The following is a 15,352-nucleotide window of genomic DNA, read 5'->3' on the forward strand; positions in this document are numbered from 1 at the left end:
TAATGACTAAGAAATATAGAACAATCAATTGGAATAAAATTGAAAATCGAGTAGATTTCTCAGCTTGGTCTCGTTTAAATGATTTTATTTGGGAGCCAGCTCGAGTTCCAGTCCATAAAGATAAAGATGAATTTAATAATTTAGAGCCCGTTATTCAAGATACCTTCTTGAAATCTTTTAGCTCTTTGGCATTCCTCTCCAGTTTACAAGTTAAAATTGGAGACGATATTGTCAAAAAAGATTCCGCAACTCAACTTGAATACTCTGTTTTTAATGCTTTGGCTTACTTGGAGTCAATTGCTAATCGAGGCTATAACTATGTAATCCAAACTTTAGCAGATCCAACACAAATTGACAGCATGATTGAGTGGGCTGAAAATTCTGACATTTTGCAGGATATTGCCACTTTAATTGGGGATGTCTATTTAAAGGGGAGTGTTTTGCAAAAGAAGATTGCCTTATCATTCGTAGAAATGGCAGTCTATCATGCAGATTATTACACCCCTCTTTACATTTTTGGAGAAGGTAAATTAGTACGCTCGGCCGAAATTATCAAATTAGCTATTCGGAGTACTTCCTTTAATGCAATGTACCCTGGCGTTAAATTTAGAGCTTCATTTGATAATTTATCTAAAGAAAAGCAAGATGATTTGAAGGTTTGGATTGATACTTTTATAGCTAATTTAGCTGGCTTAGTCGAAAAGCACATCGACGAGCTCTACACGAATTGCGGATGGAATAATGAGGTAAAGCATTATTTCCGCTATACCATTAACAAAAATTACATGAACTTAGGATTTCCTACTCCTTACCCTGATGATGCCAATACCATCAACCCTACCATTCAACAAGGAGTAATTAAGAGTGCTGATTTTGAAGATTTCTTCTATTATCAAAACAGCAATCGTCTTACTGAGTTTCATGAAGAACACTAGAAAGAAGCCCGATGGGCTTCTTTTTTGTTTAGAGTTAAGGTCAAATTTTAGATATTTTTGGCAAAAGTATAGTGATTAATCTAAATACAAAAAATATTATATAGAAAAAAGCAATTCTTAGAATTGCTTTTTACTTTATTCACTTTTCTTAGTTGTTGTTTTTTTGGCTGTTGTTTTTTCAGGTTTCTTATATTCACGAATCACTTGCAACTTATCCATAATTGCATCAACCATCATATTACTGATCGCTTCTGGATCAGCTTCAATTTGCTTTTCAGTCGCAATTTGATCAATTCGAAAATGAGAAACATTTATATATTCTGAACGAGTTTCAAAATAAACATTCAAGGCATAATCCACACCTTCGTCAAAAAAGTTGGAGATCTTTTTATAGTTACTATAAGGCAAGTTGATGATATTCGTTTCCAGGGCAAAAGTCACCGGTCTTCGCCCAGTTAAAGCAAGCTGAGTTTGAACTAAGGAATCATGCTTAAAGGCAGCCACTACCTCTTTAACCATCTTGTCAGTATAAACCTTCAGCTTCTTCTTTGACTTGCTTACATCTGCATATTTTATAGTTTCAAGATCTTGAATGTATTCTTGATTTTCAATCTTATCAATTAAGTCTTTTAAATTAATTTCCAAAACGTATTGTCCTTTGATCTAAATTTGAGTTTTTCTAAGTATTACCTTACTCAACTTTTAAACTAAATACAACTATAAGTCGTTTCAAAAATACATAAAATGTGCTTAAATACTAGCCATGGAAACAAAAACAAGATCTCAAATGAGAAAATCACACAATAAAAATTGGGTTAATATTCTCTGTATCATTCTGGCAATCGGATTACTAGGTGTTTTTCTCAATTTTAACAAAATCAAGAAAAATTGGGACTGGCTCACGATGAAGCCAAGGCAAGAATTGAATGTCCCCTTGGAAAAACAACTTCCTGACTTACCTAATGGGTGTGAAGTGACATCCCTCTCAATGCTTTTAAACTATTATCACATCAACGTTTCAAAGGATAAACTTGCGCAAAATATCAAGCATGTTTCATCCTTCACAGATGATGGACAGTATCGGGGTAATCCTCATGAAGGCTTCGTTGGCTATATGAGCATCGCAAATGCCGGCTGGTGCGTTTATAACGAACCGCTCTATAATGTTGCGCGTAAATACACTGACCGCATCCAAAACGCAACCGGCTCCAGTTTTACCCATCTTCTCAGCCTTGTTTCAAGCGGACATCCCGTGATGATTATTACTACCTTACATTTTAATAAGGTCAATGACATGCAAACTTGGAAAACGAAGCAAGGAAATGTCCATGTAACGCCCTCTTCGCATGCATGTGTAATTACAGGTTACGATAAAAAGAAGCGCCTAGTTTACGTAAATGACCCGTATGGGGTTAAAAATAAAGCTGTCTCATGGAATAATATCGAAGCCAGTTATAACCAGCAAGGACGTCAAGCCTTGTACATCAACTAAAAAAAGACCAAGAACCATAAAGTTCCTGGTCTTTTAACTCAAGGCACATTTTCAAAAGAAAATATGTGGACACTTCCTGTTCACATCAGGGTTGTCCAACATCAGCACTTCCCGTGCCTGCTATTTAAAGTAGATGTCCTCTATCTCAAAAATATCCGCATCTCGCGTTGTTTTTCTCGACTCGTCATTAGTATTATAGCTTAATTTTGCGCTTCTTGTAAAACTTTTTAACTCGGTAGAACATTTCAGTAAACATGGTGGCAAGTAAAATTCCTAAAGCAATCGAACACGTTACAATTCCAACCCGTAAAAACGAAGCTTCTGCGTCAAATACATTGCCATTTACGAGAGCTCGCACCGCTTGATAAGCTGGCACTCCGGGTACAAGCGGAACGAGAGCGGGAATATTAAAAACAGTCACTGGACATTTTTTAATTCGGGCAAAAAATAAACCCAAGATTCCAATCACAAATGCGCCCATTAAGTTAGACAGCATTCTTCCCATTTGAGCTTTAGTAATAAACCAGCACACCATCCAGCCCACCGTTCCACTAACTCCCGCAAGATTCAAGGCACGGTGTGGCACATTGATCGTCAGCGCAAATCCCACTGAAGCAATATAGGAAAAGACAATATTGATAATAATCTGCATGTATATTGGCATCTTTACGCTCCCATAAACTTAATCACAATCGCTACGCCCCCACCTAAGGCAATTGCCGTTAAAGTGGCTTCAAATAGTCTCACGATTCCTGATAACAAGTCTCCCATAAACAAATCTCGCAAAGCATTAGTAAAAGCCAGACCCGGAACTAAGGTCATCAACGCCCCAATTAAAATATTATCTACAATGGTTTGCGGGAATAATGCTTTGATAATAATCGCAATAATACTCATCACTATGGCTGCAATCAATTCAGATAAAAAGCGTACTTTAGTAAAACGTTTGAAGTAAACATAGGCTAAGTATCCTAATGCACCAACTAGAGCAGCTGCCGGAAAGTCAATCCAATCATAATCATCCATAAAAAGTACCATTAAGGTTGAACTTAACACTGCAGCTCCTATTACCTGCATCCATAAAGGAAAAGTAGGCGTCTTAGTTTCCACGTTTGCTATTTTATTATGCAGTTGGATCAAATCTATTTTTTTATTAGCAAATTCACGCGACAATTCATTTACTCGATCCACCAATTCCAAATTAATGTTTCGATCACGAATTTGCTTCATCTGGGACAAGTTTCCCCCATCTAAACTCATAAATACACAAGTTGGTGTGGCAAAAACTCGAGGATCATCTACACCGGCATTTTTTGCAATTCTAAGCATCGTATCTTCCACACGGTACATTTCGCTACCGCCTTCGATCATTAAACGCCCAGCTAGTAAACAGATATCTAGTATCTCTTGATAAAACTTCGCATCATGTTTGTTAGCCATAATTTTACCTACAAAATTAATTCAATTTTTCTAAATCAATGGTCTTGTCTACCCAATCTCCGCGGAAGAAATCGCGCTCGTGACTAACGATAATGACACCTCCTGGGAAATTTACAATCGCCTTTCTTAAAGCGTCCTTGGTATCATTATCAAGGTGATTAGTTGGCTCATCCAAGAAGAGCAAATTTGCTGGTTCAAATTGCATCTTGGCTAGTTTAACTTTTTCTTGTTCTCCACCAGAAAGCTCTTTAAGTGGGCTCATGGCTTGTTGTGCAGTTAGGCCCATTTTTGCTAAGGCTTGACGTAATTCCTTAGGCTTCTTACGTTCAAACTCTTCTTGTAGATATTGAAGCGGCGTCATATTATTGTTAGGCCAAGTCAAATCTTGCTTAAAATAAGCCAATTTAGCTGTTACTGATAATTCATAATTGCCATAAATCGGCTTAAGTTGCCCCAATAAAGTTTTAAGCAGAGTAGTCTTCCCAATTCCGTTAAAACCTGTAATGGCAACTTTTTCACTTCCACCCACCGAAAAGTTAAAGGCAGTTTTTACCAAGGCTTCATCATAACCGATAACTAAATCTTGTGTTTGCAAAAGCAAATTAGATGCAGTCGCAACATAAGGAAAATCAAACTTAGCCCGGCGATTATTCTTTGGTGGAGTTAAAACTTCCATTCTAGCCAATTGCTTTTCACGCGACTTAGCACTTTTTGCACGAGTACCGGCCTTATTTTTCCGAATATAAGCCTCAGTCTTTGCAATCTTGCGTTGCTGGTTCGAATACGCCTTCAAGTAAGTTTCACGGTTAGCAGCTTTTTGGCGCAGAGCTTGCTTCAAAGTTCCCGTATAACGAGTAATTGTTCCAAAATCGATATCGATAATACAATTAGTAATTCTGCCTAAAAAGTCGTAATCGTGACTCACAACGATAAAGGCACCTTCAAAATTGTTTAAATAGTCCACTAACCAATCAATATGGGAAACATCAAGGTAGTTAGTAGGTTCGTCTAAAACCAAGACATCTGGATTTTGAAGAAGTAATTTTGCCAAAATAATCTTAGAACGTTGACCTCCCGATAATTTAGATACATCATGGTCAAAACCTAAATCTGCTAACCCTAATCCTGAAGCCACACGTTCAATTTCGGTATCTAAATCATAGAAATTATTTTCTTCTAGATAAGTTTGAACTTTGCCTGCCTTTTCTAAAAGTGCATCATCACTATTTTCTGCATATTTAGTATAAAGATCGTTAAGTTCTTTTTCTTTTGTGTATAACTCATCAAAAGCCGTTCTCAAAAAGCCACGAATAGTAACTCCGGGCGCAAGTTTGGCATACTGATCTAGGTATCCAACACTTACTTTATTTTGCCATTTCACTTGGCCTTCATCTGGAATAATATCGCCAGTCAAAATCTTAATCAACGTAGACTTACCTACTCCATTTTGCCCAGTAACTCCCATATGATCTTCTTTATTCAATACAAAGTTTGCATCTTCATATAAAGTTTTATCAATGAAACTTTGACTTAAGTCTTTTACAGTTAATAAACTCAACTTTTTCACATCCCTTAAAAATCAAATTCAAACATTATAACACGTTTTTAGCTATGTTCTTTTTCATATACTTGTAAAGCATTCAAAATTCGTGGCCAATATCGCTTAGGCAAAATCAACTGCAATTGATCATGATAAATTGGAAAATCACTTGCCTTAAGTCCGGTAATTTCAGCCAAATCTTGATCTGTTAAATGATATTTATAAACGATTCGTTTAATTTCAACACTAGCATGTCCGCGAAACCAGGACAAGACAAAAAAGAAAACAGCAAAGATTCCACTTAATAAAATCGCAAGCTGCAAATTAAGATGAAAACTACGCATACAAATGAAGAAGACAGCAATAAAAGAAATGATAGCAGAAATAATCCCGTATACTACGGGAAAGATTTGATTTTTATTCATAGTATTTCCTTTCAAAAATCATTAATCTAATCTTACATTCTATAAGCAAAGAAAAGAAGAAAAAAGATGAATTTCTTCAAAAGAAATCCATCTTTATTATTTCATGTAGATTAGATTTAATGATACAAATCAAATCTACCTACAGCTAATGTTTCTTTAATTCCACCAGTTTCCATTAAAGACTTATCATCAATGATCTTTTTTAAAGCTGAAGCCAAATAGCCACGGTAATTGTGGCCAAGAGCCTTAGCAGCAGCCTTGGTATCGCCAATTGCAACGTCTACACCTAAATCATGATAACGGTATGGATTTGGACGACTATGACCTAAAACACGTGCAGAGATGTCTTTTGCTGCATAACCAGCCATTGAAAGGGCTAATTGAGCGGTATTTGGCCATGGCCACTTTTTACCTGGAACCATAACAGCTGACACATCCCCTAAAGCATAAATTGCTTCGTCTTCAGGCACAGTTAAATGTTCAGTAACTGTGATTCTACCACGATTTTGTTTAAAGCCTGAAGCCGCAATTACAGGATTACCACTAAAGCCCATCATCCAAATTGTAGTATTAGCTTCAATTTTATGTAGATCTTCTTCGTCTTTTTCAGAAGTCATCTTGTAGTAAACTGCATCTGCCTCAACCTTTTCAATTCGAGCAGGTTTAATAATTTTAATTCCTACTTCATCCACCAAACTTAAAGCATATTTCATTTGCTTATCATCAAACATTGGCAATAATCTAGGAGAGCCATCAATCATTCTAACTTCAATTTTCTCAGGATCAACGCCAGCCATCTTGGCATATTTATCTCTTGAACTAGCAATTGCCCCAGCAAGTTCAATGGCTTGGAAGCCTGCACCACAAAATACAATCCGTAAATCTTTCGGATCTTTGGTCTTCTGATAGTCTTCCATTTTTGCATAAATATGATCACGAATTGCTTGAGCTGTTTCCGTATTGTACATTGGCAAAGTATTTTCTTTTACTCCGCTAATCCCAAAAGTACCCAAAACAAAGCCTAAACCTAAAACCAAGTAATCATATTTCAGATCTGCGTGATTCTTCAAATGAACCGTCTTATTTTTATAATCTACAGTAGTGACGTCATCAACAATTAATTTACTCATTTTATCATCTAAAACATCCGTAAAATTATAAGAAATACGAGTGTAAGGATGGTTACCTGATGCAACTTCTGGTAAGCGATTGGTTTCACAGTGATAAGGATTGCGATCGACAAGAACAATCTCTACTTCTCTTTTGAGCTTTTTTTGTAACTCAACAACTGTCTTAATTCCCGCAAAACCTCCACCTAATACTACAATCTTCTTCATATTTAATCCTCCATTTCTACTCTAGATTAAAATTCCAATGAAATACGTAATTAAAAAAGTCATTGACCCAACTAACAATGTTTTAACAGCAGTAATAAATGTTTCTTTTTTTACCTGCTTTTGAATTAGTAGCTTGTTCTGCTTATAAACGAAAGGTACAATAAAGACTGTTAGCCACACTGTTTTAGGGGCAATATTAATAAATGGCAATAGTATAATAACTAAAAATGCCAACACATTTTTTACACTAAAAGCAACTAAAGCCGCTTTTTTACCAATAAAGTGAATAATCGTTGTTCTGTGATTGGATTCATCCTCTTCTGCATCACATAAATTATTAGCTAGCATCAAATTAGAAATCCATAATTCATCAGCTAATGCTAATAAAAATACCCGGCCTAGGCTTACCCAACTCCAGGAAAAGACTTGATAGGTATTCAGATAAACGCTTAAAAGCACAATCATAAACCCCATTGTAAAACCTGAGGCAAATTCTCCCAAAGGTAGTCCTGAAATTGGCTTGGGACCAGAGGAATACAAATATCCAATTGCAAAACAGAATATTCCCATCCAAAGTACTGGCAATCCAGCTTGGATAACCAACCAGATTCCTAATAAAGCTGAGATAAGGGTAAAGCTAATCATCAAACCCAAAACAAGTTTTGGGGAAATGTTTTCTCTTCCAATAATGTTAGTACTTTGTTGGTAAGCTTTATTATCGGCATGATAATAGTCACTGTAGTTATCAAGCATATCAACCACCATATTGAACAAAAACATTGCTACAAAGAATACTAATGCTAAAGTCCAATTCAGGTGATGATAATAATATGCACTAAAGCACATCCCTAACAAAAAAGGGGCTACACTAGCTGTTTTAGCTTTTATTTCAACAAGTTCTAAAAATACATTTAATGACATCGATCCACAACACATCCTCTCAAAACATAATTTTGAGTATTTACAACAATTAAGGAAATTTCATCATGAATAATTATAAACCTTGGCAATCTTATCCATTGATTAGTTCACAGTTATCTCAAGTTAACGATTACTTATTAAAAACAATCAAGGCTCCCATTCCCAGTCTTCAATCAGCCTTACTAACAATGGTAAACAGTGGCGGAAAATATCTGCGTCCTACAATTTTAATTTTATCCGCTAGAAGCTGTGGAAAAAAGGAATTAGCCACTTCTCCTAAAATAATTAAATTAGCTACTTCAATTGAAATTTTACATATGGCTACTTTAATTCATGATGATGTTATTGATGATTCTGATAAAAGACGTGGCAATATTAGCATCCAAGCTCGATTTGGTAAGGACGTAGCCGTGTATGCAGGTGATTTACTATTTACTAATTTCTTTGATCTGATGCTTGAAACCATTGATGAACACGAATTTTTAGTTAAAAATGCCCAAACTATGCGCCGAATTTTAAATGGTGAATTGGGACAGATGGGCCAGCGTTTTAACATTAATCAAAGTTTTGATGATTATCTAAAAGATATCAAAGGTAAAACCGCTGCTTTATTTAGTCTAGCCAGTGAAGAAGGAGCTCATTTTGCTGGCGGTGATTTTGATCAGGTGCAATTAATGGCTGACTTTGGCCAAAATCTAGGAATTGCTTTCCAAATGATTGATGACATTTTAGATTATGCTGGTGGCAAAAAATTAAACAAACCTACGCTAGAAGATCTAGCAACCGGAGTTTATTCATTACCCATCCTCCTGGCCTTAAGTCATGATAATTTGCGCTTAAGACTTGACCCAATTTTAGCTAAAAAGCGTGAAATGACTCTTGAAGATATTGGTCAAATTCAAGAAATAATTTTATCAAGCAACACCATCGAAGAAAGTCGCGCACTCGCCGAGCAATTTTCTCAAAAAGCAATTAACAACTTAAAGGAATTACCCTCAAATAAGGCTGTTAAACTCCTTCAAAAAATGTCACAAGAATTATTATCTAGAACACTTTAAAGGCCCTGATCGGCTTTTTTTAATTCACGAAAACGGGGTTCTGTCTCCCACAACTCTTGCGGAGTTCCTTCCATGGTCAATTTACCATCTTCAATGAAAATCACCTGATTCATTTTATCGATTCCCTGCAGGTGGTGAGTAATCCAAATCAGAGTTTTACCTTTTAACTGTTTAATAAAGGTATTAATGACAGCCTGTTCTGTAATCGGGTCGAGGCCTACAGTTGGTTCATCAAGAAGCACAATGGGAGTATCGCGCAATAAAATTCGCGCTAATGCCAAGCGATGGCGTTCCCCCCCAGAAAAGCGAAGCCCGGCTTCATCTACCTTAGTTTCTAAGCCATCAGGTAATTCTTGAACCATCTCGCTCAATCCAACTCGTCTTAATACTTGCCATAATTGCTCTTCACTTGCATCTTCGTTTCCTAAACGGAGATTATTAGCAATTGTGGTATTAAAGAGATATGGCGTTTGATTGATGATACTGATGTATTTAGTAATTTGATCTCCAAATTTATCAGTATCAACTCCATTCAGCTTTATCGACCCGCTACTTGGCTTTCGATCACCCCTAATTAGAGATGCAAGAGTACTTTTACCCGACCCACTTCTACCAAGAATTGCTAGTCTTTCTCCCGGCTTAATAGTTAAATTAATTCCTTTTAAAATTTCTTTTTTAGTCCCAGGATAAGTGTAATGAACATTAGACAAAGTCAATTCATAGGGCTGTTTCAGATCTATAGGCTTAACTTCTTCTTTTTTAGGTTGGGGAAGTTTATTTAAACGAACCAAAGACCTTTGATAGATATTAGTTTCTTGAGCTGCACTTGGAAGTTGAACAAAAGCATCTACCATTGGGAAAACTGCTAAAACAAAAGCAGCAATCCAATTAGTAGCTGAACTATAGTGACCACCAAATTTAGCCCCGGCCCAAATAATTAAACTCACTACAATTAAAAGAAATAACATCTGCAAAAGAAAGTCGCGCATTCGTTCAAACTTTCTCATTTTTTGATGAACTTTGAGCCATTCTTTTTCGCTGGCCACATGCAAACGCAAGTATTCTTTATTGCGACCTGATAAAATCCAATCATTAACCCCCATTACATTGTCGGTTAAATCTACATAAATTTTATCTTGAACTTCTTTTTCATAGGCTTGACGCGCACCATTAATAATTACAGACCAATATGGAATAGCAAAAATCATCAAACCAAATAGAATTAACATCCATAGTCCCATTAAAGGTGACAAGATTCCTAATCCTACTACAATTAAGGCATAAAGCCCCCAAGCAACAAACATGGGAAAAATAGACCGCAGATATAAATTTTGAATGTGACTTACATCATCTGCCAAAAGTCCCAAAATATCACCTAGTTGATATTTACTATTGAAAAATACCGCATCTACTTCCAATGAATCATAGAGTTTTTTTCGAAAACTAGATGTCATTTTCAAAACCCAATTATGACTCACAAGTCTTTCAACATAACGAACTGCCGGACGCGCAATCCCAAATGCTCTAGTTAATACAATTGGAACATAGATCAATAAAATATTTTCTGGCATTGTGGCGGCTTTACTAATTAAATAGCCAGCGCAAAACATCAATCCGGCCCCACAAACAAAGGTCAAAATTCCTAAAAAAATGGCCAAAATCAAAGTCTTTTTATAGCGTTTTAAAAATGGCTTTACCCAATGATCATTTTTTAGAGATCGCAAAATTGGAATTTTATTTAGCATCCTCTTCACCTCTCATTTGTTTCATTAAACTTGTAAAGTAGCCATTTTTCTTGGTTAATTCGCTATAAGTTCCTTGCTCAACAAGTTGACCATGATTCATTACTAAAATGTAGTCCATCTTCTTAATCCAATGCAATCTATGGGTGGCAAACAGAACCAGTCGATTTTCCATTAACGGAATCATCCGCTTCTTTAGATCAATTTCAGTTTCAATATCTAAGTGAGCAGTTGGTTCATCAAAAATCATGACTCGTCTTTCTTTATCCAAAAATGCTCGTGCTAAAGCAATTCGCTGAGCCTGTCCTCCTGACAAAACCCGTTTTCCTTGGCCAATCACTGTATCTAGACCTTTAGGTAATTCAGCTAATAAATCATCTAGCCCCATTACATGGATCGCTTCTTTAATTTCTTCATCGCTAGCATCTGGAGTGTAGAAGGCAATATTTTTCCTCAAAGTCGTAGTAAAAACATAGGGCTGTTGAGGAATATAGATGAGCTGCTGATGCCAATCCGGAATATTTAAGGTCTTAGTTTTATGATTCTGAATTTCAAACTCACCATCTGATGGAGTTAAGAATCCACTTAACAGGTTAACCAGAGAAGTTTTACCCGAGCCACTCATCCCAATAATGCCGACTTTTTCATAGCCCTTTATTTTGACATTAATTGGTCCAATTTCAGCCCCTTTTTCATAATCAAAGCAAATATTTTCAGCTTGAAGTTCATCATCCTTTTGCCAAGTATGAAGACTGATCTTGGCCACAGGTTCTTTAGGTGATTTAATGAGTTCATTTATCCTCTTAAAGGCATTTTTCCCATTTAAGGTTGCGTGAAAATCACCTGCAAAATTTCTGATTGGTAAGAAAAATTCGGGAGCCAAGATTAAGATTCCTAAAGCCGGAAACAAACTAACCTTGCCATTCATCAGCCCAAATCCTAAATAAACCGCAATTACGGCAATCGATAAAGTAGTGAAAAAGTCCAAGGCAAAAGTTGATAGCATCGCCACTTTTAAAACGGCCATAGTTCGATGTCTGAACCGTTCACTTAACCTAAAAATACTCTTAGAGTAACGTTTACTTAATCCTAAATACTTCAAGGTATCAATGCCACGCAAAGAATCAATGAAATTATTAGATAATTTTTGAAAATTACCAAATTGCTTAATTGCCTTATCTTGAGCCGCATGACCAAGAATAATCATGAACAAAACAATCAAGGGATACATTGCAAGCAAAATTAGAGCTGATAGCCAATTCAAAAATAGCATAGCTATAAAAATAAAAATTGGCACAATCATCATTGTTAAAACTTTACTGAAAACTAACTTGATATATTGTCGTACTTCATCAATCCCATCAAGGGCCATCGTAATCAAACTGCCGGTCCCTTGTTTTTGAATTAAAGCTTGTCCTTCTACAAAGACTTTCTGTAGAAGCTTTTTTCGTAATTCTTCACTTACTCTACTTGAATAATGATCTAGTATTTTTTCATTTAGCCAATTAATTATTTGTCTAAAGCTAAAACAAACAATAAAGACTAAAAGCATTTCAATATTTAAATTTTTTCCTTGCCATAGCTGGGTTAAAACTATACTTAACGCCACAGCTTGTCCAATAATGAAAAAGGCTTGCAGAACCTCAAGTACTGCAAGTCTTTTTGCGATTGAATTAGCACCTGCAAGTTGAAATAGATGTCGATCAATCATTAATATCCGTCCCCTACTCTAGGCATTTCAATTCTCTTACGGAAAATCCAATATGCCCAAATGGTATAAGCTAAAATACATGGTACCAAAATAACTGTTGCAATAGTCATGATTACTAATGTGTAGTTTGATGATGATGCACTCTGAATCATCAAGTCATAACTACTACTAATTGATGAAATCATGACTCTTGGGAATAATCCACAAAAGATCAATGCAACTAATGAAACTAAGGTAAGTCCACTAAAAGTAAAGGCCAATCCTTGCTTATCACTAAAGGTGCAAATATGAGCTGCAACTGAGAAGCCCACAATCAAAATTAGGCATACCCAAGTTAAGATTGGATGAACTCTCAAAAAGTCGGTTTGGAATAAAAGAAGTAATGCAAAAATCACTTCACCAACATAAAGTACCCAATATAAAGCTTGGGCATAATTTCTGGCACGATCAGAAATAGGGCCTTTAGTTTTTAAAGTAATATAGTTCAAGCCGTGCAAATAAGTGAGAAGAACTAAGGCAACCCCCCCTACGATTGAGAACCAATTAAAGTAATCGAAAAATTGGGCTTTCATATTACCATTTGCATCAATAGGCATCCCTTTAATCATTGAGATAAACATAACTCCCAAGAAGAAAACAGCAATTAAACTTCCAAGAGCAAGCATTGCATCCCAGAAAGGCTTGCGATATTCCGGACTTTGAGCACGGAACTCAAATGATACCCCACGAATGATCAAACCAAATAAGATCAACAACAGAATTAAATAATATCCAGAAAATAAAGTAGCGTACCAATATGGGAATGATGCGAACATCGCACCCCCGGCAGTAATTAGCCACACTTCATTTCCATCCCAAACAGGACCGATTGTTTCAATAACTTGGCTTTTTTCTTTTTCATTATAAGCCAGCGTCTCAACAGCCATTCCTACCCCATAATCAAAGCCATCAAGGAAGAAAAAGCCTGCAAATAAAACGCCGATCAAAACAAACCAAAGTATCTGTAAGAATGACATTTAGAAGGCCCCCTTTGCAAATGGATCTGCTAATTTAGGTTCTTGATTTTCAATATCGTCAGGATCCTTACGCAAGTAGCGAACCACTAAAGCAATCATGATAATCGCTAATATTGTAAACAAACAGAAGTAAACAATGTTGGATGTTAATAGGGATGCTACCGAAACATTTGGCGACACACTTTGAGCGGTGGTAAATACTCCATAAACAGTCCATGGCTGTCTACCAAATTCAGTAATTAGCCAACCACAAGTGTTCATAATAAATGGAGCAAATGTCAAAATAGCAACCACCCATAGACACCAACGATGCTTATACAAGGTTTCATGACCTTTGCGAGTCATAATTAAACCAACAATTGAAACAAGAGCTAGAAGTGTTCCGAATCCAGCCATAAAACGGAAGCTCCAGAATAAAGTATTAACTGGAACATAGTAATTCATCTTGTGACCAGCAATTCTAGTGCCGTACTTCTTTTCCATTTCCTTATTGATTTCTTCCATACCCTTAACTGAACCTGTAGTTTTGTGGTAAGAAAGAATACTTAGCATATCAGGAATATCAATGTTTCCTTTGACTTCATGAGTTTTTGGATTTACAAAAGCAATTACACTCCATGGTGCACGTTCGCCAGTGGTCTTCATAACTGCTTCAGTAGCTGCAAATTTCATAGGTTGTTCCTTAACCAAATATTGCATTTGAAGGTCACCTAAGCCAATAGTTAAAATAGAGAAAATAAACATTAAGACAAAGCTTAAACGCATTGTTTTATGATAAATTTGCTTACTTTCTTTTGAAATAGCACGCTTTTTAAGAAGTTGAAAGGCAGCTAAACCGGCAAAAATAGTAGAGCCAGTCAATAAAGCACCAAAAATAACGTGTCCATATTCAAAGCCTAATTGTGGATTAGTGATCAACGCACCGAAGTTAACCATTACGGCACGACCACCTTTAATTGAATAGCCTACTGGGTGTTGCATAAAGGCATTAGCAGTTAAAATCCAAAATGCGGAAGCTAATGTACCAAATGAGACCATCCAAATAAAGAACAGATGTAAACCTTTCCCCACTTTATTCCAGGTAAACATCCAAAGTCCGATAAAGGTAGATTCAATAAAGAAAGCAAGCAAAGCTTCAAATGCAAGCGGTGCTCCAAAAATATCTCCCATAAATCTTGAATAATCAGACCAGTTCATTCCAAATTGGAATTCTTGAATTATTCCTGTAACTACTCCCACGGCAAAGCTAAGCAAGAAAACATTGCCCCAAAACTTTGTCATTTTTTTGTACTGGGAATTCCCAGTCTTTACATACATAGATTCCATGATTGCAACAACAAATGCTGTACCAATAGAAAATGGTACAAAGAAAAAGTGGAATATGGTTGTCATCGCAAACTGAAATCTTGCCAAATCGACAATATTCATATTACGCCTCCATTGAGAAAACTATTAGAAAATTCTTCTAATAATAACGTACATTATTTAATCCCATTTCCAGTCTACTGCTACTTATGAAATGTTGCAACACCTTAAATAATGCGCTTTCACAACTGTTATATTATTTCTCTGTTAAGCTTTACTTTCAATTATAACATTATGCTTATACATTAAATTATTTTTGAATCCCTATCCGATGGCAAAGAACAATATTTATATAATTTTATTAGAAATATATTTACAATTAACTTCACAAACAAAAACTAATTAAGGATTATTATTATCCTTGAATAAA

14 protein-coding genes are annotated in these 15,352 nt (G+C 35.9%); 3 read left to right on the forward strand and 11 right to left on the reverse strand.

Going from position 1 to position 15,352, the window contains the following annotated elements; all coding sequences use genetic code 11:
* Nucleotides 1-2 precede the first annotated feature (2 nt).
* Nucleotides 3-935 carry a ribonucleotide-diphosphate reductase subunit beta gene (locus KBW87_RS07140; RefSeq protein ID WP_057808804.1) on the forward strand — a complete coding sequence of 311 codons (933 nt, stop codon included), beginning with the start codon at nucleotides 3-5 and terminating at the stop codon, nucleotides 933-935.
* Between the two features lie 135 nt (nucleotides 936-1,070).
* Here KBW87_RS07140 and KBW87_RS07145 read toward each other — a convergent pair whose 3' ends face one another.
* Nucleotides 1,071-1,580 carry a hypothetical protein gene (locus KBW87_RS07145; protein WP_057808806.1) on the reverse strand — a complete coding sequence of 170 codons (510 nt, stop codon included), beginning with the start codon at nucleotides 1,578-1,580 and terminating at the stop codon, nucleotides 1,071-1,073.
* A gap of 259 nt (nucleotides 1,581-1,839) precedes the next feature.
* Between KBW87_RS07145 and KBW87_RS07150 the strand changes: the two genes are divergently transcribed.
* Nucleotides 1,840-2,427, forward strand: coding sequence for a C39 family peptidase (locus KBW87_RS07150; RefSeq protein ID WP_420896548.1), 588 nt, complete (start codon nucleotides 1,840-1,842; stop codon nucleotides 2,425-2,427).
* 193 nt (nucleotides 2,428-2,620) lie between these two features.
* Here the strand turns inward: KBW87_RS07150 and KBW87_RS07155 are convergent, their stop codons facing one another.
* The 6 genes from KBW87_RS07155 to KBW87_RS07180 all read right to left on the reverse strand — a co-directional run bounded on the left by KBW87_RS07155 (nucleotide 2,621) and on the right by KBW87_RS07180 (nucleotide 8,090).
* The gene (locus KBW87_RS07155; protein WP_057808810.1) at nucleotides 2,621-3,091 is read right to left on the reverse strand and encodes a threonine/serine exporter family protein; all 471 of its coding nucleotides are present in this window, start codon (nucleotides 3,089-3,091) and stop codon (nucleotides 2,621-2,623) included.
* Between the two features lie 2 nt (nucleotides 3,092-3,093).
* The gene (locus tag KBW87_RS07160) at nucleotides 3,094-3,867 is read right to left on the reverse strand and encodes a threonine/serine exporter family protein (protein ID WP_057808812.1); all 774 of its coding nucleotides are present in this window, start codon (nucleotides 3,865-3,867) and stop codon (nucleotides 3,094-3,096) included.
* A 16-nt stretch (nucleotides 3,868-3,883) separates the two neighbouring features.
* Complete coding sequence (locus KBW87_RS07165; RefSeq protein ID WP_057808814.1) at nucleotides 3,884-5,425, reverse strand: ABC-F family ATP-binding cassette domain-containing protein; 1,542 nt, start codon at nucleotides 5,423-5,425, stop codon at nucleotides 3,884-3,886.
* 47 nt (nucleotides 5,426-5,472) lie between these two features.
* Nucleotides 5,473-5,832: a hypothetical protein gene (locus KBW87_RS07170; RefSeq protein ID WP_004040385.1), complete on the reverse strand. Its 360-nt coding sequence runs from the start codon at nucleotides 5,830-5,832 to the stop codon at nucleotides 5,473-5,475.
* A gap of 116 nt (nucleotides 5,833-5,948) precedes the next feature.
* The gene (locus tag KBW87_RS07175; protein ID WP_057808816.1) at nucleotides 5,949-7,169 is read right to left on the reverse strand and encodes an NAD(P)/FAD-dependent oxidoreductase; all 1,221 of its coding nucleotides are present in this window, start codon (nucleotides 7,167-7,169) and stop codon (nucleotides 5,949-5,951) included.
* Between the two features lie 21 nt (nucleotides 7,170-7,190).
* Entirely contained in the window at nucleotides 7,191-8,090 is a 900-nt protein-coding gene (locus tag KBW87_RS07180; protein ID WP_057808818.1) for a prenyltransferase, read from the reverse strand.
* A 65-nt stretch (nucleotides 8,091-8,155) separates the two neighbouring features.
* Here KBW87_RS07180 and KBW87_RS07185 point away from each other — a divergent pair, with 65 nt between their 5' ends.
* A complete protein-coding gene (locus KBW87_RS07185) occupies nucleotides 8,156-9,148 on the forward strand; it encodes a polyprenyl synthetase family protein (protein WP_057808820.1) in 993 nt (330 codons plus the stop codon).
* Here the strand turns inward: KBW87_RS07185 and cydC are convergent.
* The 4 genes from cydC to KBW87_RS07205 are packed head-to-tail and all read right to left on the reverse strand — an operon-like array spanning nucleotide 9,145 to nucleotide 15,045.
* Entirely contained in the window at nucleotides 9,145-10,893 is a 1,749-nt protein-coding gene (gene cydC / locus KBW87_RS07190; protein WP_057808822.1) for a thiol reductant ABC exporter subunit CydC, read from the reverse strand. The genes KBW87_RS07185 and cydC overlap by 4 nt on opposite strands.
* A complete protein-coding gene (cydD, locus tag KBW87_RS07195; RefSeq protein WP_057808824.1) occupies nucleotides 10,883-12,601 on the reverse strand; it encodes a thiol reductant ABC exporter subunit CydD in 1,719 nt (572 codons plus the stop codon). The genes cydC and cydD overlap by 11 nt, the downstream gene beginning before the upstream one ends.
* Nucleotides 12,601-13,617: a cytochrome d ubiquinol oxidase subunit II gene (gene cydB / locus KBW87_RS07200; protein WP_057808827.1), complete on the reverse strand. Its 1,017-nt coding sequence runs from the start codon at nucleotides 13,615-13,617 to the stop codon at nucleotides 12,601-12,603. Before cydB ends, cydD begins: the two co-directional genes overlap by 1 nt.
* Nucleotides 13,618-15,045: a cytochrome ubiquinol oxidase subunit I gene (locus KBW87_RS07205; RefSeq protein WP_057808829.1), complete on the reverse strand. Its 1,428-nt coding sequence runs from the start codon at nucleotides 15,043-15,045 to the stop codon at nucleotides 13,618-13,620. It abuts the gene before it with no gap.
* Nucleotides 15,046-15,352 lie beyond the last annotated feature (307 nt).

Origin of the sequence: Lactobacillus intestinalis, from assembly GCF_024397795.1 — a bacterium.
GTDB classification, from domain to species: Bacteria; Bacillota; Bacilli; order Lactobacillales; family Lactobacillaceae; genus Lactobacillus; species Lactobacillus intestinalis.